Raw genomic sequence first — 18,596 nt, 5'->3', positions numbered from 1 at the left:
CGCGCGCCTGCTCGAGGCACCCGCTGCAACGAAAAGCGTGGGCGCAAGACCTGTCCCATGCGAGGCGGACAGGCGCCAGACCAACTCGCTCGGCTACCCTAGCGGGCCGCCTCCACCTCGCCGCACCGCCTTGAACCTGCAGTCCTTCATCCGTCGCGGCACCCTCGCGCTCCGCACAGCGCTGTTCCTGCGCAAGGAGCCGGCGGACCGGACGTGGCGCCTGCCCGGCCTGTCTGTGATCGCGGCCCTGCTGCTGGCGTCACCGGCCGCGCTGGCCATCGACATGGACGACCTGCTGCCGGTGGACGAGGCCTTCGTGCTGCGCGCCGAGGCCACGGGGCCGGATCGCATCGAGCTCAGCTGGGCGATCGCCGACGGCTACTACCTGTATCGCCACCGCATGGGCGCGGAGCCGGTGGATGGCGGTTTCCGCGCCGCGCCGGCGGGCCTGCAGCTGCCGGCCGGCAAGCGGCACACCGACGAGTTCTTCGGCGCGGTCGAGACCTACCGGGGTCGCGTCGAAGCCGTCCTGCCCGGCACCGCCACCGGCCCGGTCACCCGGCTCAAGGTCCGCTACCAGGGCTGTGCCGACCTCGGCATCTGCTATCCGCCGCAGACCCGCACGATCACGGTCGCCCTGCCGGCACCGACGGCCGGCACCCCGCCCGGCCGTGGCCAGCCGGATGCCGGCTTCTCGGCGCTCGGCCAGTCGCTGGGCAGTGGGCCGCGCCCGCTCGCCCTGCCCGGCGCGGCCGGCGCGATGCCGCTGCCCGAGGACCAGGCCTTCGCGTTCGAGGCCATCGCCGACGGCGGCAACACCATCCTGATGCGCCTGACGCCGGCGCCGGGCTACTACATCTACCGCGACCAGAGCCGCTTCCAGCTCGAGGCCGAGGGCATCCGTGCCGGCGCGCCGCGCTGGCCGCGCGGCACGGCCCACCGCGACGAATACTTCGGCGACGTGGTGGTGTATTTCGACGGCGTGGACGTGCCGCTGCCGCTGCTGCGCAGCCACGCGGAGCCGCGCCAGGCCACGCTGAGCGCCACCTTCCAGGGCTGCCAGGCCGACGGCATCTGCTATCCGCCGATGACGCGCCGCGTGCGCGTCGCCCTGCCGGCGGGCACGGTGACGCCGCAGGCCGACGTTGCCGGGCCGGGCGTGCCGGCGACGCCGGCCGGCCCGGGCGCCCCGGGCGCGACCGCAGCGGCGTCCGCCGACGCCACCCGTGCCAGCGGATCCACCGTCGGTTCCGACGGGCTGCCCGTTGACGCCGCAACGGCGGGCGCCGCCGAAGCCGACGGCGCGGTTGCCGGCCTGGAAGCCGGCCGCGCCGCGCGCGATGCCAGCGCCACTGCCGGCACCGCTGTGGGCACCGCGACCGCGGGCACCGCGACCGCCGGCCCGGGCGCAACCGCCGACAACGCCGCCCGCAGCACGCCCCCGGCCAGCGGTGCCGGCGGACTGGCCCTGGCCCTGCTGCTGGCGCTTGGCGGCGGCGTGCTCCTGAACGTCATGCCCTGCGTGCTGCCCATCCTGTCACTCAAGGTGCTGGGCCTGGCGCAGGGCGGCGGTGGCCGCGCCCACGCGCGCCGCCATGCACTCTGGTACACCGCGGGCGTCGTCACCGCCTTCGCCGTCGTGGGCCTGGCGGTGCTGGCGCTGCGCGCGGCCGGCCAGGCGCTGGGCTGGGGCTTCCAGCTGCAGCAGCCCGGCTTCGTCGCCGCGCTGGTGCTGCTGATGGCGGCGGTGGGCCTCAGCCTGTCGGGCGTCTTCAGCATTGGCGGCAGCGCCAACCTCGGCCAGGGCCTCGCGTCGCGGACCGGCCCGGTCGGCGATTTCTTCACCGGCGTTCTGGCCTGCGTCGTCGCCAGCCCCTGCATCGCGCCCTTCATGGGCGGCGCCCTGGCGTACGCCTTCACCGCGACCCCGGCGGTGGCGGTCCTGGTGTTCCTGGCACTGGGTCTGGGGCTGGCCCTGCCCTTCCTGCTGGTGGGCTTCGTGCCCGGGCTGGCCGAGCGCCTCCCGCGCCCCGGCGCCTGGATGGACACGCTCAAGCAGGTCATGGCCTTCCCCATGTACCTGACCGCGATCTGGCTGGCCTGGGTGCTGGGTCGCCAGCGCGGCGTGGACGCCATGGCCCTGGTTGCCGCCGGCGTGGCGGTGATGGCGCTGGCGCTGTGGTGGCTCGAGCGCGCGCGCATGCGCGGCGGCTGGCTGCGGCGCCTGCCGGCGGTGGCCCTGCTCGCGGTGGCGCTGTCGTCGGCCTGGCTGGCCGGTCGCCTGCCCGCACCCGCGTCGCCGGCGGCGGCGGTCGCGGCCGACGGCGCCACAGTCGCGTATTCGGCGGCGCGGCTGCAGGCGCTGCGCGACGCCGGGACCCCGGTCTTCGTGAACATGACCGCCGACTGGTGCGTGACCTGCAAGGCCAACGAGCGCACGACGCTGTCCAGCGACGCCTTCCGCGACGCGCTGCAGCGCACCGGCGCGGTCTACATGGTGGGCGACTGGACCAATGTCGACCCTGGGATCAGCGCCTTCCTCGAGCAGCATCGCGCCGTCGGCGTGCCGCTGTACGTGGTCTACCCGCGCGGCGGCGGCGGCGGCGAGGTCCTGCCCGCCGTGCTCGACCGCGACGTGGCGGTCGCCGCGCTCGAACGGGCGGCGCGCTGATGGGCACGCGGACGATCCTGCTGGTGGCGCTGGTGGCGGGCGTGCTCGGCGTGGTCGCCGGCCTGGCGGTGAATGGGCCGGGACCGCTGCTGCGCACCGAACTCGGCCAGCGCGCGGTCCAGCAGGCGATGGGCGCGGTCGCGCCACCGACGCCCGACGGCCTGGCCGTGGCCACGCGCGGCGGGCCGGTACCCGCGATCACCCTTCCCGACCTGGCCGGCACGCCGCGCACCCTGCCCGCTGACTTCGGCGGCCGCCCGCTGCTGGTCAACCTCTGGGCCAGCTGGTGCGGTCCCTGCATCGAGGAAATGCCCGAACTCGACCGCTACGCCGCCGCCCAGGGCACGTCGGGCGTCCAGGTGATCGGGATCGCGCTCGATGACCAAGCATCGGTCGACGCCTTCCTCGAGCGCATCCCGGTGCGCTATCCGATCGTGCTCGACGCCCCGGGGCCGCGCGACGCCGGGGTCCAGCTGGGCAATCCGCGTGGGGTGCTGCCCTATACCGTGCTGGTCTCGGCCGACGGTCGCCTGCTCAAGCAGCGGATCGGTCCCTTCACCCACGGCGAGCTCGACGCGTGGGCGCGCATCGACGAGTGATTCAAACGACCGATTAAAACTGCGCTTTGTCGCAGAAGTTCGGCGATCTGGACAGCAACGGCGGCTTGGCGCAGACTGGCCGCCGTTTTTACGCCGGGCACCGCGCCGCACTGAATGGACCGGATCCTCGTCCTCCACGGCCCCAATCTCAACCTGCTCGGCAGCCGCGAGCCGGAGATCTATGGCCGTGACACGCTGGCTGCGATCGACGCGACCCTGCTCGCACGGATCGAGGCCGCGGGCTTGGCGTTCGAGAGCCTGCAGTCGAACGCCGAGCACGTGCTGGTCGACCGCATCCAGGCGGCGGCCGGCGATGGCACCCGCTTCGTGCTGTTCAACCCCGCCGCCTTCACCCACACCTCGGTGGCCCTGCGCGATGCGCTGGCCGCGGTCGCGGTTCCGTTCATCGAGGTGCACCTGTCCAATCCGCACGCCCGCGAGCCCTTCCGCCGCCAGAGCTATTTCAGCGACCTGGCGGTCGGCGTGGTCGCGGGCTTCGGCGCCGCGAGCTATTTCCTTGCCCTGGACGCCGCCCTGGCCCGCCTTGCGCCGGCGTCCTGATCCGTCCCCGTATCCCCATCCCGTATCCATCGCCGGCGTCCGCGCCCGGCACTACCCGAGAGGCCCGCATGGACCTGAGAAAAATCAAGAAGCTGATCGACCTGCTCGAGGACTCCAACCTCGCCGAGATCGAGATCAAGGAGGGCGAGGAATCGGTCCGCCTGGCGCGCACGCCGCGCACCGGCTACGGCCCGGTGCAGCCGTCGCCGCACTACGCGCCCCCCGCCGAAGCGGTCATGCCGATGCAGTCCCCCGTCCAGGCCGCCACCGGCGGCGCGCGCCCGGCCGAGCCCAGCGGCCCGTCGCTGCCCGACGGCCACGTGGTGCGCTCGCCGATGGTCGGCACCTTCTACGCCTCGCCGGCGCCGGACAAGCCGCCCTTCGTCACCGTCGGCCAGACCGTCAACGCCGGTGACACGCTGGCCATCGTCGAGGCGATGAAGATGTTCAACCCGATCGAGGCCGACGTCGGCGGCACGGTGCTGGCGATCGTCGGCGAGAGCGGGCAGCCGGTCGAGTTCGACCAGCCGCTGTTCGTGATCGGCTGAGGCCGCCGGCATGCTCGACAAGGTCGTCATCGCCAACCGCGGCGAGATCGCGCTGCGCATCCTGCGCGCCTGCCATGCGCTGGGCATCCGCACGGTGGCGGTGCACTCCACCGTGGACCGCAACCTCAAGCACGTGGCCATGGCCGACGAGTCGGTCTGCATCGGCCCCGCGCCGTCGCCGCAGAGCTACCTCGACATGGCCAGCATCATCGCCGCGGCCGAGGTCACCGACGCGCAGGCGATCCACCCCGGCTACGGCTTCCTGGCCGAGAACGCCGACTTCGCCGAGCGCGTGGAGCAGTCGGGCTTCGTCTTCATCGGCCCCAAGGCCGACACCATCCGCATGATGGGCGACAAGGTGGAGGCGATCCGCGCGATGAAGGAGGCCGGCGTGCCCTGCGTGCCCGGCTCCGGCGGCCCGCTGGGCGACGACCCGGCCGAGAACGTCCGCGTTGCGCGCGAGATCGGCTATCCGGTGATCGTCAAGGCGTCGGGCGGCGGCGGCGGCCGCGGCATGCGCGTGGTGCAGACCGAGGCGGCGCTGGTGAACGCCATCGCGACCACCAAGCAGGAGGCCAAGGCGGCCTTCGGCAACGACATGGTCTACATGGAGAAGTTCCTCGAGAACCCGCGCCACATCGAGATCCAGGTGCTGGCCGATGGCCAGGGCCAGGCCATCCACCTCGGCGAGCGCGACTGCTCGATGCAGCGCCGCCACCAGAAGGTGGTGGAGGAAGCGCCCGCGCCCGGCATCACCGACGCCATGCGCGAGGAGATCGGCCGCGTCTGCGTCGAGGCCTGCCTGCGCATCGGCTACCGCGGCGCCGGCACCTTCGAGTTCCTGTTCGAGGACGGGCGCTTCTACTTCATCGAGATGAACACCCGCATCCAGGTCGAGCACCCGGTCACCGAGATGGTCACCGGCATCGACCTGATCCGCGAGCAGCTGATGATCGCCGCCGGGCGCCCGCTGTCGATCCGCCAGGAAGACGTGGTGATGCGCGGACATGCCATCGAATGCCGGATCAACGCCGAGGATCCCGACAGCTTCCTGCCCTGCCCGGGCCGGATCCAGCACTTCCACGCTCCCGGCGGCCCGGGCGTGCGCGTCGACAGCCATGTCTACGAGGGCTACACCGTCCCGGCCAACTACGACTCGATGATCGGCAAGCTGATCGTCCACGGGGCCGACCGCGAGCAGGCGATCTGCCGCATGCGCGTCGCGCTGTCGGAGATGGTCATCGACGGCATCCGCACCAACATCCCGCTGCAGCAGCGCATCCTCGCCGACACCGGCTTCGAGGAAGGCGGGCGCAACATCCACTACCTGGAAAAGCGCCTGGCCGAGCGCAAGGAGAAGTCGCTCTCCCTGCTGTGAGCCGGGCCGGGCGCCCGCTCTTCCGCCGGCGGCACGATGTGGCAGCGCATCACGGCCGCCGGCCGGCCCTCGCATATGCTCGGGACACGCCGGGCACGGGGGCCGGTCCAACGACCATGGGAGAGAGGATCGATGCGTTATCGCAGGAACAGGCTCGCGACCGTCGTAGTGGGCGGCCTTCTGGTGACGGCTGCGGCCGGGATCACCTTTGCACAGCCGCGCACCGCGGCCCCGGCGCCGAAAGGAGCGACCAGCGCCGCCAGCAGCGTGGAGCGGCCATGGAGCGTGGGCGGCGGCGACATCGCCATCCGCTGGAACCATGACCTCGCCGGCGACCTCGGGCTGCGCATCGCGCCGGGCTCGGTCCACGGCCAGCGCGCGACCGACGGCTCGGAGCGGTTTTCCCTCCAGGACAGCCGCCGTCTGCAGTTCCTGGTGACCAACGGCTATGCCCGCGAGATGGCCGGCGGTGCGCTGCAGGCACGCGGTGGCTACGCGATCCAGTTCAAGGGCGGCAGCATCGACCTCGACGGCTTCCGCCTGGTCCCGCGCCGGGTGAAGCCGGGCATGGAGCCCGAATTCGACCTCGTCGACGCGCAGGGCGTGGCCTGGTTCCACGTCGACCATGTGATGCACGAACTGCTCGACGACCCGCCGTCGCTGACCATCGGCTCGTCGGACATCCGCATCAGCGAGCGCCTGGCCCAGCGCCTGGGCGCCCCGCATGCCGCCGGCATGGCCATCGCCGAGCTGCAGCTCGACGCGGCGGTGCTGGCGCGCGGCAGCGGGGACCTGCAGCCGCAGGCCAACTACATCACGTGGCACGGCCAGGCGGCGCCCAACGGCGGCACCTACCAGAACGACATCTTCATGCTCAGCACGTTCACCCAGTTCTCGCGCTGCCAGGGCTGCACGGGCAACGCCGGAAGCGGCACGATGGTGATCACGCCGTCGGCGACGCTGAAGAACAACGTCAACGAGGGCAGCATCACCGCCACCGTGCCCGGCGACCCGCTCGGCACCAGCACCGCGCTGTGGACCGCCACCATCCCCTGGTACCAGAAGTTCACTGCGCCCTCGCCGCCATACAACAACGACCAGCATCCCTACCTGATCTGGAACATGTACCGCACCAACCCCGACGGCAGCCTCGAGCAGATCGGCCGCTCGGGGGTGAAGCACGCCTACCTGACCACCAACGGCAGTTGCCTGGACAGCGGCGACCACCACGGCCACGCACTGGGCCGCGGCTGCACCGATACCTATTCGGTCGGCAACAACGACTACACCCAGGGCATGACCTCGCGCGACGAGATCCTGCCGTCGTCCGGGCTGTGGGGCCGCTGCGGCTCGGTGTTCGACACCAACTGCGACGGGGTGATGAACAACTCGCCGGGCGACAGCTACAGCTACCGCATGCTGGTCAACGAAGCCCAGGTCTCGCCCACCGCCAACCCCGGCGCGGGCTGGCTGTTCGAGTCCTGGTACGTGGCGCGCGCCGACATCAACATCTACAACTCGATGTCGACCCGGGTGACGACGCCCGGCTGGACGGGCAGCACCTGGAACATCGCCTCCAGCAGCGAGCGCCTGGGCTCGGCGATCGACCGCTGGTTCGACGTCGCGCCGCCGCTGCCCAACCCGCGCAATCCGCACATGAATCCCAACAAGGAACGCCGGCTCATCACCGAGCTGGTGGACGGCGGCGCACGCGCCAAGCTGGCGGTGAAGGCGCGCCGGCTGGTGGGCGGCGGCTGGGAGTACCACTACGCGCTGATGAACTTCGAGTTCGCGTTCGCGATGACCGAAGGCGCATCACCCAACCTGCGCATCACCTCCACGCAGGGCTTCGACGCGTTCGCGCTCGCGACCGCCTCGGGCGCCAGCATCACCTCGACCACGTTCCGCGACGGCGACCTGCAGTCCGGCAACGACTGGGACTTCGTGGCCGGCGCGGACAGCGTCGAGTGGAGCGCCGGCAGCGCCGGCCGCACGCTCGGCTGGGGCGAGCTGTACTCGTTCACGGTGCGCTCGTCCAAGGCGCCGGTGGCCGGTACCGCCACCCTGCGTGCCGACGGCAGCGGGCGTGGCACCGCCTTCGAGGTGGCGACCCTGGTCCCGGGCGCCTGACCCACGACGCCGGCCCGGGACATCCCCGGGCCGGCGCGTGACGCGCTGCCGGTACCATGCAGGCCTCCCCGGCCGACCGACACGCGATGCCCTTCCTCGAACTTACCCTGCACTGCCGCGAATCCGAGCAGCCCCGCTACGAGAACGCGCTCGACGACGTCGGCGCGCTGGCGGTGACCATGCTCGACGCCGACGCCGGCACCCGCAACGAAGACGCGATCCTGGAGCCCGGCGTGGGCGAGACGCCGCTGTGGGCCTCGATCACCCTGACCGCGCTGTTTCCGCACGACGCCGACGCCCTGCTGCTGCTCGCCGCGCTGGAGAGCTTCGATCCCGGGCTGGACTGGGGCCGCGCCTCCTTCCGCAAGGTCGAGGACCAGGACTGGGAGCGGGCCTGGATGGACCAGTACGTGCCGCTGCGCTTCGGCCGGCGGACCTGGATCGTGCCCTGGAACCGCGACCTGCCGGCCGACACCGGCGCCGATGCGGCCGTGGTGCGGCTGGACCCGGGGCTGGCCTTCGGATCGGGCACCCACCCCACGACCGCCCTGTGCCTGCGCTGGCTCGACGGCCTCGCCGGCGACGGCATGCTCGACGGCGTGCGCGTGCTCGATTTCGGCTGCGGCAGCGGCATCCTCGCGCTGGCCGCGCTCAAGCTCGGCGCCGCACACGCCACCGGCATCGACAACGACCCGCAGGCCCTGCAGGCCACGGCCGACAATGCCCAGCGCAACGGCGTCGACGCGCGGATGGCGGTGCACGCGCCCGGTGACGCCCCGGCCGGTACGTGGCCGGTGGTGGTGGCGAACATCCTCGCCGCCGCGCTCGACACGCTGGCGGACACCATCGCCGGATGCGTGGCGCCGGGCGGACGGCTCGCGCTCTCGGGCATCCTCGACGGGCAGCAGGCGCCGCTGCTTGCGCGCTATGGCGAGTGGTTCGAGCAACTGCGGGTCGAGGTCGATGGTGACTGGGTTCGCATTGACGGCATCCGCCGCGGCTGAGCGCTGCCGCGCGCGCGCGGCGCGTGCTTGAATAGCCGCCATGTTCGTCAACTGCCCGTTCTGCCGCGGACTGGTCGCCACCGACCCGGTGACCGACCTGCCGCCCGAACGCTGCCCGCGCTGCGCGGCGCAGCTGCGCGGGGCGCCCGGGGCGGCCCTGCGCGAGCCCGCCGACGACGCCCGCAGCGGCGTGGCCGCGGCGATGGCCGAAGCGTTCGGCAACCTGGATGACGCGGTCGACGGCGGCGGTGCCGCCGATCCCGCCGCGGACCGCGCCGCGCAGCCGGCGATCTCGATCGCGAACCTGCTGCAGGACACGCCCGCACCCGTGATCGTGGTGGCAGAACCTGCCACCGTGGACCCGGCCAGCAGGGACTCTGTCGTTGCGGACCCTGCCAATGCGGACCCTGCCCTCGCAGGCTCAACAACTGCGGCCGTGGCGCCTGCGGCCCTTGCATCACATGCGGACGGCTCTGACGGGGCGGGCAGTTCGCCCGTCGGGCCGCCGGCGACGGAACCGGTCGCGTCGGCCCCTGCCGCTCGGTCGGTGTCGGTGCCAGAGGCACCTCCGGTGCATGGAGAGACTCCGGCGCACACCCCGACGGCGCCGACGACAGCAACGGCAACGACGGGGACCGCCCCGCGCCCGCGCCGCACGGCGCCGAGCTTCGCCCGTGGCCGCACGCCGGGCTCTGCCGATGCGCCGGCCGGCCGCCGCGGGTGGCTGCCCGCCGCGATCACCGCGCTGGCCCTGCTGCTCGGCCTGCAGTGGCTACTCGCCGACCGCGCGCGCCTGGCCGCCGATCCGGGCTGGCGGCCGCTGGTCGCTGGTGCCTGCAGCGTGCTGCGCTGCAGCCTGCCGCCCTGGCGCGAGCCGGCCGCGTTCGCCCTGCTCGAGCGGGACGTGCGTCCGCATCCCGGAACGCCGGGTGCACTGCGCATCGTCGCGAGCTTCCGCAACCAGGCCGCCTGGGCCCAGCCCTGGCCCGAGGTCGTGCTGACGCTGTCGGACATCGACGGCCGGCCACTGGGCGCGCGCGCCTTCCTGCCCGCCGAATACCTCGGCGGCGAGCCGCCCGCCGCGCTGCTGGAGAGCGGCGAAGGCGCGGTGATCCGCATGGACGTGCTGGAGCCCGCACCGGGCGCGGTCGGCTTTTCCTTCGACTTCCGCTGAGGCCCGGCCGATGGCAGCGGCGAGGCGGTCGCGCTAGACTCGGTCGCCTTCGCGCGCCAGGCGCGAGCAGGTCCAGGGGTCCGATTGAACGCCGCCGACACCAACGAGCCGCAGCCCCGCGGCACGCAGCGGGCGCCGCTGCGTGAGCACGTGGCCACCGCCGTGCGCCGCTACATCCGCGACCTGGACGGCTGCGATGCGGAAAACCTCTACCTGATCGCGCTGCGCGAGCTCGAGATCCCGCTGTTCGTCGAAGTGCTGAACCACTGCGAAGGCAACCAGAGCCGTGCCGCGGCCATGCTCGGCATCCACCGCGCGACCCTGCGCCGCAAGCTGCGCGACTACGACATCGTCTGATCCGGCCGCCCGGGCGGTCCGCCCCCGCGCCGTATAATCGCGGTTTCCCCGCTGCCTTTCCCACGCAATGACCACCGATCGCCTGCCCCTGCGCCGGGCCCTGCTGTCCGTGTCCGACAAGACCGGACTGGTTGAACTCGCCCGCGTCCTCGCCGCGCGCGGCGTGGAGCTGCTGTCCACCGGTGGCACCGCGCGCGCCCTGCGCGAGGCCGGGCTCGCGGTGCGCGACGTGGCCGACGCCACGGGCTTCCCCGAGATGATGGACGGCCGGGTCAAGACCCTGCACCCGGTGGTGCACGGCGGACTCCTCGGTCGCGCCGGCATCGACGAGGCGGTGATGGCCGAGCACGGCATCGGCGCCATCGACCTGCTGGTGCTGAACCTGTATCCCTTCGAATCGGTGACCGCGAAGGCCGGCTGCAGCCTGGCCGAGGCGGTCGAGAACATCGACATCGGCGGGCCGGCGATGCTGCGCTCGGCGGCGAAGAACTTCGCCCGCGTGGCCGTGGCGACCGATCCCGCGCAGTACGCCGGCATCGTCGACGAACTGGGCGCCCACGACGGCACGCTGTCGGCCGCCACACGCTTCGCGCTGTCGGTGGCCGCGTTCAACCGCGTGGCGCAGTACGACGCCGCGATCGGCAACTACCTGTCGGCGATCGGCGACGCGTCGGCCGCGGTGCCCGTGCGCGGCGACTATCCGGCGCAGGTCAACGCCAGTTTCGTCAAGGTGATGGACCTGCGTTACGGCGAGAACCCGCACCAGTCCGGCGCCTTCTACCGCGACCTGTACCCGGTGCCGGGGACGCTGGCGACCTTCACCCAGCTGCAGGGCAAGGAGCTGTCGTACAACAACCTCGCCGACGCCGATTCGGCCTGGGAGTGTGTGCGCCAGTTCGACGCTCCGGCCTGCGTGATCGTCAAGCACGCCAACCCCTGCGGCGTCGCCACCGCGGCCGATGGCGGCGCGGCCTACGAGCGCGCCTTCGCCACCGACCCGACCTCGGCCTTCGGCGGCATCATCGCCTTCAACGTGCCGGTGGACGCTGCGACCGCCAAGTCGATCCTCGACCGCCAGTTCGTCGAGGTGCTGATCGCGCCGGGTTACGCGCCCGATGCGCTGGCGTACTGCGCGAAGAAGGCCAACGTGCGCGTGCTGCGGATCCCGCCGGGCGAGGGCCGCAACCTGTTCGACAGCAAGCGCATCGGCTCGGGCCTGCTGATGCAGGCGGCCGACAACCGTGGGATGACCACCGGAGAGCTGAAGCAGGTGTCGGAGCGCGCGCCAAGCGCGGCCGAGCTGCGCGACCTGCTGTTCGCCTGGCGGGTGGCGAAGTACGTCAAGTCGAACGCCATCGTGTACGCGAAGGACAACGCCACGGTCGGCGTCGGCGCCGGGCAGATGAGCCGGGTGTATTCGGCGCGGATCGCCGGCATCAAGGCGGCCGACGCGGGGCTGGTGGTCGAGGGCTCGGTGATGGCGTCGGACGCGTTCTTTCCGTTCCGCGACGGGCTGGACGCGGCGGCCGAAGCCGGCATCCGCGCGGTGATCCAGCCGGGCGGTTCGATGCGCGACGCGGAAGTGATCGCGGCCGCGGACGAACACGACATCGCCATGGTGTTCACCGGCATCCGGCATTTCCGGCATTGAGGCGGAGCGGACGATGAAAGTGCTGGTCGTGGGTTCGGGTGGGCGCGAGCATGCGCTGGCGTGGAAGCTGGCGCAGTCGCCGCGTGTCGACGAGGTGCTGGTCGCGCCGGGCAATGCCGGCACGGCGGTCGAGGCGAGTTGCCGCAACGTGGCCACCGCGGCGACCGACATCGAGGGCCTGCTGGCGCTGGCGCGCGGCGAGGGCGTGGCGTTCACCGTGGTCGGGCCCGAGGCGCCCCTGGTGGCCGGCATCGTCGACCGCTTCCGCGCCGCCGGCCTGCGGATCTTCGGACCGACGGCGGCGGCCGCTCAGCTCGAGGGCAGCAAGGCTTACGCCAAGGCCTTCCTCGCCCGCCACCGCATCCCGACCGCGCACTACGCGGTGTTCACCGAGCTGGAACCCGCGCTGGCGCACGTGCGCGCACATGGCGCGCCGATCGTGGTCAAGGCCGACGGCCTCGCCGCCGGCAAGGGCGTCGTGGTGGCGATGACGATGGACGAGGCCGAGGCCGCGCTCCACGACATGCTCGCCGGCAACGCCTTCGGCGAGGCGGGCGCGCGCGTGGTGGTCGAGGAATTCCTCGACGGCGAGGAAGCCAGCTTCATCGCCATGGTCGACGGCCGCACCGCGCTGCCGATGGCCACCAGCCAGGACCACAAGCGCGTGGGCGACGGCGACACCGGTCCCAACACCGGCGGCATGGGTGCCTATTCGCCGGCGCCGGTGGTCACGCCCGACGTGCATGCGCGGATCATGCGCGAGGTGATCGAGCCGACCGTCGCCGGCATGGCCGCCGACGGCGCGCCCTTCACCGGCTTCCTGTACGCGGGGCTGATGATCGACGCCGACGGCGCGCCCAAAGTCATCGAGTTCAACGTGCGCTTCGGCGATCCGGAGACGCAGCCGGTGATGATGCGCCTGCGCTCGGACTTCGCTGCGCTGGTCGAAGCCGGCATCGATGGCACGCTCGACGCCGCGGTGGCCGACTGGGATCCGCGGCCCGCGCTGGGCGTGGTGATGGCGGCCGAAGGCTACCCGGCGACCCCGCGCCTGGGCGACCCGATCAACAGCCTCGACGTGCCGCCGCTCGCCGACACCAAGGCCTTCCACGCCGGCACCCGCCTCGACGGCGAACATGCCGTCACCGCCGGCGGCCGCGTGCTCTGCGTCTGCGCCCTGGGCGACAGCGTGGCCGACGCGCAGCAGCGCGCCTATGCCGAGGTCGCCGGCATTTCCTGGCCCGGCGAGTTCCACCGCCACGACATCGGCTGGCGGGCGATCGCGCGCGAACGCGGCTGAGCCGCGGCGCCGCGCCTGCACTCAGAGCAGGCGCGGCAGGTCGGGCAGCTCGTTCTCGTCGGGGTCACCGGGCGCCTGCGGGAAGTGGCGCGCCAGGAGCTCCGACACGGCTTCGACGCCGGCGATCGCGGCCGCCTCGGGCTCACCCGCCTGCAGCCGCGCCTCCATCAGCCGGCACGCGACCGCCCACTCGGCGTCCGCGACCAGCCCGTCCAGGCCACGGTCGGCGACGATCTCGATGCGGTGGTCAACCAGGAGGAGATAGACCAGCACGCCGTTGTTGGCCTGCGTATCCCATACCCGCAGTTCGGAAAACACCTCGTCCGCGCGTTCCCGCGCCGTCAGGCCGCGCAGCGCGCGCCACGCCGGCAATGCAGGCTCCACCGCGAAGCAGACCTCGCCTCGGTGGCGCCGTTCGCCTTCGGCCACCGCTCCCGCGATCCGCTGCAGGCGACCAGCAGGGAACAGGCGACCCGGTGACGGCGCGAAGAGGTGCCGGAAGAGACGCGCCACGCCCGCCATCACCAGCTCCCCGAGGCGCCACCGCCTCCGCTCATGCCGCCACCGCCGGACCAGCCACCGCCGCCGAAGCCGCCACCACCACCGCCGAATCCCCCGCCGCCCCAGCCACCGCCTCCAAACCCGCCCCAGCCACCGTGGCGCACGTAGCGACCGCCGGAGGTGCGCGACAGCCCGTAAAGGAACCCGAACACGGCCGCGGCGCCGCCAAGGCCGAGGGCCGCCGAGACCAGCCAGGCCACGCCGCCGGCCGCGCCGCCGGTGAACAGCCCGCGCAGCGCGGCCGGTGCGCGCCCGAACACGCCGCGCACCAGGGTCGCGGCCACGAAGGCCGCGAACAGCGCACCCAGCCAGTTGCCGCCGCCCGCGGGCGCGGGGCCGCGATGGTCGGCGATCGGTTCGGGCAGCGGCTCGCCCTCGATCAGCCGCACCAGCACGGCGGTGCCGTCGACCAGTCCGCCGCCGTAGTCGCCGGCGCGGAACTTAGGCGCCATGTATTCCTGGATGATGCGCCCGGCGGTGATGTCGGGAATCGCGCCTTCGAGGCCGTAGCCGGGCTGGATGCGCACGCGCCGGTCGTCGCGCGCGACCAGCACCAGCACGGCGTCGTCGACGCCTTCGCGGCCGATGCGCCAGGCGTCGAAGACCCGCTGCGCGTACTGCTCGATGGTCTCGGGCCGCGTGCTCGCGACCACCAGCACCTGCAGCTGGCTGCCCTTGCTCCGCTGCAGGTCCAGCGCCTGCCGCTCCAGCTGCGCGCGCCGGGCCGGCTCCAGCGTGCCGGTGGTGTCGACCACCGGCGAATCCAGCGGCGGGATCGCGGCCAGCGGCTGGGCATGCGCGGGAGCCCATGCCAGGCAGGCGAGCAGGAGCGCCAGCAGCAGGGCCGGCAGTCCGACCGACGCCGTGGCTCGCGCCGTGGCCACCGCGGCCGGCCGTCAGCCGGCCGGCTGCGGCTGCGGGGCCGTCGCGGCAGGATCGGGCCCACCGAAGTCGACCGCCGGCGCCTCCTGGATCGCGCGTTCGTTCTCGACGCTGAAGTTCGGCCGCGGGCCGTAGCCGAACATCTTCGCGATCAGGTTCTGCGGGAACGAGCGCACATAGATGTTGTAGTCCTGCACCAGCTGGATGTAGCGGCCGCGTGCGACGGCGATGCGGTTCTCGGTGCCTTCCAGCTGGGTCTGCAGGTCGAGGAAGCCGCGGTCGGCCTTGAGGTTGGGATAGTTCTCCACCACCACCATCAGCCGCGACAGCGCGCTCGACAGCTCGCCCTGGGCCTGCTGGAACTGCTCCAGCGAGGCGGGATCGCCGGCATCGACGTTGATCTCGCCGACTTTCGCGCGGGCCTCGGTCACCGCCGTCAGCACCTGTTGCTCGTGCGCCGCATAGCCCTTGACCGTGCTGACGAGGTTCGGGACCAGGTCGGCGCGGCGCTTGTACTGGTTGAGCACTTCGGACCAGCCGGCGTTGACGGCCTCGTCCTTCTGCTGGATCTGGTTGTAGCCGCAGCCGCTGAGCATCAGGGCGAGCACGAGCAGGACGAGATGGCGCATGGACGGGCTCCGAGGGGTGGACGCGCGCATTCCAGCACCGGCCGGCGCAAGGCGCAATGAAGGCAGGCCGCACCGCCGCGGGCCGGTTGCCGGCGTCTGCTAGGCTCGCCACGCATCCACGGGGACCGGCATGGCGTACTCACAGTTCCAGCTGCTGCGCGAGCGGCGCTTCCTGCCCTATTTCGCCGTGCAGGCGCTGGGCGCCTTCAACGACAACGTCTACCGCCAGGCGATCATCGGCCTGCTGTTCTACCTGGGCGTCGACAGCGGGCAGCGCACGCTCTACACCAACCTCGCGCCGGCCTTGTTCATCCTGCCCTACTTCCTGTTTTCGGCGATCGCCGGGCAGTTCGCGGAGAAGCTGGAGAAGCAGCGGCTGATCGTGATCACCACGGCGATGGAGATCGGGATCATGACGCTCGCCGGCATCGGCTTCCTGCTCGGCAACATGCCGCTGCTGCTGGTGGCGCTGTTCGCGACCGGCATGCAGTCGACGCTGTTCGGGCCGGTCAAGTATTCGATCCTGCCCGCGGTGCTCAAACCCGAGGAGCTCACCGGCGGCAACGGCCTGGTCGAGATGGGGACGTCGCTGTCGATCCTCGCCGGCATGATCTACGGCGGCCTGGTGTTCCAGGTCGCGGGCAGCTGGGGCGCGGAAGCGGCCGCGGCCTCGGTGATCGCGCTGGCCGTCACCGGCAACCTGGTGGCGCGCCTGGTCCCGCGCGTCGACGCCGGCGCGCCGGAGCTCCAGGTCAACTGGAACCCGGTGCCGGAATCGGTCCGGATCTGGACGCTCACCCGGCGCACGCCGGCGGTGCGCAACGCGATCCTCGGCGTGTCCTGGTTCTGGTTCGTGGGCACGGTGCTGACCGCGCAGCTGCCCAACTATGCCGAGCTGCACCTGGGCGCCGCCGAGCGTTCGACCAGCCTCTACATCTTCGGCCTGGCGCTGTTCTCGGTCGGCGTGGGCACGGGCTCGCTGCTGTGCGAGAAGCTCTCGGCGCGCACGGTGGAAATCGGGCTGGTGCCGCTGGGGGCGCTCGGCATCAGCGCCTTCATGCTCGACCTCTATTTCGCGCGCAGCGGGCTCGCACCGCAGGCCGGCCTCGACATCGCCGGATTCCTGGCCGCCGACAACGGCTGGCGCATCGCCATCGACCTCACCGGCATCGGCTTCTCCTGCGGCCTGTTCATCGTGCCGCTGTTCGCGCTGATCCAGAGCCGCACGCCGAAGCAGGAAATGGCGCGGGTGTTTGCCGGGCTCAACATCCAGAACGCGGCCTTCATCGTCGCCGCGGCGGTGACCGGGCTGGCCCTGCAGCAGGTGCTGGGCTGGAGCATCCCGCAGGTGTTCCTGGCGGTGGCGATCGCCAACCTGCTGGTCGCGACCTGGATCTTCACCATCGTGCCCGAGTTCGCGATGCGCTTCGTCAGCTGGCTGCTGGTGCGCACGCTGTACCGGCTGGAACTGCACGGCATCGAGCGCCACGTGCCCGACGAGGGCCCGGCGCTCCTGGTCTGCAACCACGTCAGCTACATGGACGCGCTGGTGCTGGCGGCGAGCATCCCGCGGCCGGTGCGCTTCGTCATGTACTACCGGATCTTCCAGATCCCGGTGATGCGCTGGATCTTCAGGGCGGCCGGCGCGATTCCGATCGCGAGCCCGAAGGAAGACCGGGCGATGATGGAGCGCGCCTTCGACGCCATCGACGCGGCGCTGGCCGAGGGCGAGCTGGTGCTGATCTTTCCCGAGGGGCGACTGACCCGCGACGGCGCGATCGCGCCGTTCAAATCCGGCGTCGAACGCATCCTCGCGCGCCGGCCGGTGCCGGTGGTGCCGATGGCGCTGCGCAACATGTGGAGCAGCATGTGGAGCCGACGCAGCGCGGCCGCCGCCAGCGGGCAGATGGCCCGCATGCGCCTGCCGCGCCGCTTCCGCGCCCACGTGGCGGTGATGGCCGAGGCACCGGTTCCCGGTGCCGCCGCCGACGCCGCGATGCTGGAGGCACGGGTGCGCGCCCTGCGCGGCGACAACCCCTGACCCTCCGACACCCTTCTGTAGGAGCGGCTACAGCCGCGATCGCCGCCCCGCCCCGAGCCCTGATCGCGGCTGTAGCCGCTCCTACAGGAACGTCAGTTGACCCAGCCGGCCACGACGAACAGCGCCAGCACCGCCAGCCAGGCCAGCAGCACGCGCCAGACCAGGGACATGGCGTCGCGCAGCGCCTGGACCAGGGGCAGGTCGAGTGCTTCGGCCACCCCCGGAGGCTCCGGCAGCGTCGCGTCCGCATCGCCGGGCGCGATGCCGAAGCCGCCCATCGCCGCAACGGCGGCCACGTCGCTCATCGACCCGGCGGGCTGCGCGGCAGCCGGGGCATGGGCGGCGAGGTCGCCTGCCTCCTCGTCCAGCTCCCAGCGCACGCTGGCGCGGCCCACGGCCGCCAGCATGTCGGTCCCGGCGCGCAGGGCGGCGCCGCCGGCGCCCTTCCAGGCCGAGACCACCACGTCGAAGTTGCCGACGAGCGCCAGCGACAGCGCCATCAGCTGCGCCACCGGCCAGTCGAGGACCGCCAGCAGCCGCCGGGCGCCAGCGACGGTGCCCGTGGGCAGGTAAAGGGCGGGCTCGTCCTCGGCGGCGTAGGCCACCAGGCGGTAGAGGAGCGCGCCGACCGCGCCCAGCACCACGAACCAGAACAGCACGCCGAACCAGCGCCTGAGCGCCGCGACGAAGACCCGACCGACCTCGTCGCGGGTGTGGCCTGCGCCGGTCGCGGCCGCCGGGCGCAGCCGGGCGAGCGCTTCGCCGCGCGACGCCGCATCCGGCGCGTCGACCACCGCCTGGACGTCGACGTCGAGATCGCGTGGACCCCAGGCGTAGAACACCGCGGCCACGCCGAACACCAGCGCCGGCAGGCCGAAGGCGACGCCATCCAGCAGCCACTGCACAAAGCCGACCACCAGCACCACCGGCACCAGCGCCAGCGCCAGGCCCCAACCGCCACGCCAGAAGCCATCGTCGCGGAACCGCCGCCCGAGCCAGTCGAGCAGCGCGCGGAACCAGCCGTAGTCGCGCAGGGCCGCCGCCAGGGACGGCGCCATGTGGCCGAGGACCAGGGCCACCACCACCGCGAAGAGGGTCGAGAACATGCGC

At 72.4% G+C, this 18,596-nt stretch carries 16 protein-coding genes; 12 read left to right on the top strand and 4 right to left on the bottom strand.

Translation table 11 applies throughout. From position 1 onward, the window contains the following. The first annotated feature begins 235 nt into the window (after positions 1-235). The 11 genes from JG616_RS04095 to purD all read left to right on the top strand — a co-directional run bounded on the left by JG616_RS04095 (position 236) and on the right by purD (position 13,373). On the top strand, positions 236-2,671 hold the full coding sequence (locus JG616_RS04095; RefSeq protein WP_343224983.1) for a protein-disulfide reductase DsbD: 2,436 nt from the start codon (positions 236-238) through the stop codon (positions 2,669-2,671). Further along, positions 2,671-3,270, top strand: a complete 600-nt coding sequence (locus JG616_RS04090; protein ID WP_199360173.1) for a TlpA disulfide reductase family protein — start codon at positions 2,671-2,673, stop codon at positions 3,268-3,270. The genes JG616_RS04095 and JG616_RS04090 overlap by 1 nt, the downstream gene beginning before the upstream one ends. A 114-nt stretch (positions 3,271-3,384) precedes the next feature. Continuing rightward, complete coding sequence (gene aroQ / locus JG616_RS04085; protein ID WP_199360172.1) at positions 3,385-3,831, top strand: type II 3-dehydroquinate dehydratase; 447 nt, start codon at positions 3,385-3,387, stop codon at positions 3,829-3,831. A gap of 68 nt (positions 3,832-3,899) precedes the next feature. Beyond that, on the top strand, positions 3,900-4,379 hold the full coding sequence (gene accB, locus JG616_RS04080; RefSeq protein ID WP_199360171.1) for an acetyl-CoA carboxylase biotin carboxyl carrier protein: 480 nt from the start codon (positions 3,900-3,902) through the stop codon (positions 4,377-4,379). A gap of 10 nt (positions 4,380-4,389) precedes the next feature. Further along, the gene (gene accC, locus JG616_RS04075; protein WP_199360170.1) at positions 4,390-5,757 is read left to right on the top strand and encodes an acetyl-CoA carboxylase biotin carboxylase subunit; all 1,368 of its coding nucleotides are present in this window, start codon (positions 4,390-4,392) and stop codon (positions 5,755-5,757) included. Positions 5,758-5,889: 132 nt separating this feature from the next. Then, positions 5,890-7,887, top strand: coding sequence for a hypothetical protein (locus JG616_RS04070; RefSeq protein ID WP_199391750.1), 1,998 nt, complete (start codon positions 5,890-5,892; stop codon positions 7,885-7,887). A gap of 86 nt (positions 7,888-7,973) precedes the next feature. Next, entirely contained in the window at positions 7,974-8,891 is a 918-nt protein-coding gene (prmA, locus tag JG616_RS04065; RefSeq protein ID WP_199391749.1) for a 50S ribosomal protein L11 methyltransferase, read from the top strand. A gap of 40 nt (positions 8,892-8,931) precedes the next feature. After that, positions 8,932-10,065, top strand: coding sequence for a DUF3426 domain-containing protein (locus JG616_RS04060; protein ID WP_199391748.1), 1,134 nt, complete (start codon positions 8,932-8,934; stop codon positions 10,063-10,065). A gap of 84 nt (positions 10,066-10,149) precedes the next feature. Continuing rightward, positions 10,150-10,422: a DNA-binding transcriptional regulator Fis gene (gene fis / locus JG616_RS04055; protein WP_199360167.1), complete on the top strand. Its 273-nt coding sequence runs from the start codon at positions 10,150-10,152 to the stop codon at positions 10,420-10,422. Positions 10,423-10,489: 67 nt separating this feature from the next. Further along, positions 10,490-12,073: a bifunctional phosphoribosylaminoimidazolecarboxamide formyltransferase/IMP cyclohydrolase gene (gene purH, locus JG616_RS04050; protein WP_199391747.1), complete on the top strand. Its 1,584-nt coding sequence runs from the start codon at positions 10,490-10,492 to the stop codon at positions 12,071-12,073. 13 nt (positions 12,074-12,086) lie between these two features. Beyond that, entirely contained in the window at positions 12,087-13,373 is a 1,287-nt protein-coding gene (gene purD, locus JG616_RS04045) for a phosphoribosylamine--glycine ligase (protein WP_199360165.1), read from the top strand. Positions 13,374-13,394: 21 nt separating this feature from the next. Here purD and JG616_RS04040 read toward each other — a convergent pair whose 3' ends face one another. The 3 genes from JG616_RS04040 to JG616_RS04030 are packed head-to-tail and all read right to left on the bottom strand — an operon-like array spanning position 13,395 to position 15,445. Continuing rightward, positions 13,395-13,886: a TPM domain-containing protein gene (locus tag JG616_RS04040; protein ID WP_343224971.1), complete on the bottom strand. Its 492-nt coding sequence runs from the start codon at positions 13,884-13,886 to the stop codon at positions 13,395-13,397. A gap of 8 nt (positions 13,887-13,894) precedes the next feature. Then, positions 13,895-14,785 (bottom strand): TPM domain-containing protein, encoded by an 891-nt coding sequence (locus JG616_RS04035; RefSeq protein WP_199391961.1) that lies wholly within the window; start codon positions 14,783-14,785, stop codon positions 13,895-13,897. Positions 14,786-14,830: 45 nt separating this feature from the next. Next, positions 14,831-15,445 (bottom strand): LemA family protein, encoded by a 615-nt coding sequence (locus JG616_RS04030; protein WP_199391745.1) that lies wholly within the window; start codon positions 15,443-15,445, stop codon positions 14,831-14,833. A 130-nt stretch (positions 15,446-15,575) separates the two neighbouring features. Here JG616_RS04030 and JG616_RS04025 point away from each other — a divergent pair, with 130 nt between their 5' ends. Then, on the top strand, positions 15,576-17,486 hold the full coding sequence (locus JG616_RS04025; RefSeq protein WP_199391744.1) for an MFS transporter: 1,911 nt from the start codon (positions 15,576-15,578) through the stop codon (positions 17,484-17,486). A 92-nt stretch (positions 17,487-17,578) separates the two neighbouring features. Here JG616_RS04025 and JG616_RS04020 read toward each other — a convergent pair whose 3' ends face one another. Next, the gene (locus JG616_RS04020; protein ID WP_199360929.1) at positions 17,579-18,592 is read right to left on the bottom strand and encodes a hypothetical protein; all 1,014 of its coding nucleotides are present in this window, start codon (positions 18,590-18,592) and stop codon (positions 17,579-17,581) included. Positions 18,593-18,596 lie beyond the last annotated feature (4 nt).

Source organism: Luteimonas sp. MC1895, from assembly GCF_016457215.1.
Classification (GTDB): Bacteria; Pseudomonadota; Gammaproteobacteria; order Xanthomonadales; family Xanthomonadaceae; genus Luteimonas.
This window is presented reverse-complemented; position numbering and strand designations above follow the sequence as displayed.

Coding starts and splice junctions, on each gene's coding strand:
- accB (WP_199360171.1), top strand. CDS start 3,900: ATGGACCTGAGAAAAATCAAGAAGCTGATCGACCTGCTCGAGGACTCC.
- aroQ (WP_199360172.1), top strand. CDS start 3,385: ATGGACCGGATCCTCGTCCTCCACGGCCCCAATCTCAACCTGCTCGGC.
- prmA (WP_199391749.1), top strand. CDS start 7,974: ATGCCCTTCCTCGAACTTACCCTGCACTGCCGCGAATCCGAGCAGCCC.
- purD (WP_199360165.1), top strand. CDS start 12,087: ATGAAAGTGCTGGTCGTGGGTTCGGGTGGGCGCGAGCATGCGCTGGCG.
- JG616_RS04060 (WP_199391748.1), top strand. CDS start 8,932: ATGTTCGTCAACTGCCCGTTCTGCCGCGGACTGGTCGCCACCGACCCG.
- purH (WP_199391747.1), top strand. CDS start 10,490: ATGACCACCGATCGCCTGCCCCTGCGCCGGGCCCTGCTGTCCGTGTCC.
- JG616_RS04090 (WP_199360173.1), top strand. CDS start 2,671: ATGGGCACGCGGACGATCCTGCTGGTGGCGCTGGTGGCGGGCGTGCTC.
- JG616_RS04020 (WP_199360929.1), bottom strand. CDS start 18,592: ATGTTCTCGACCCTCTTCGCGGTGGTGGTGGCCCTGGTCCTCGGCCAC.
- accC (WP_199360170.1), top strand. CDS start 4,390: ATGCTCGACAAGGTCGTCATCGCCAACCGCGGCGAGATCGCGCTGCGC.
- JG616_RS04030 (WP_199391745.1), bottom strand. CDS start 15,445: ATGCGCCATCTCGTCCTGCTCGTGCTCGCCCTGATGCTCAGCGGCTGC.
- JG616_RS04070 (WP_199391750.1), top strand. CDS start 5,890: ATGCGTTATCGCAGGAACAGGCTCGCGACCGTCGTAGTGGGCGGCCTT.
- JG616_RS04025 (WP_199391744.1), top strand. CDS start 15,576: ATGGCGTACTCACAGTTCCAGCTGCTGCGCGAGCGGCGCTTCCTGCCC.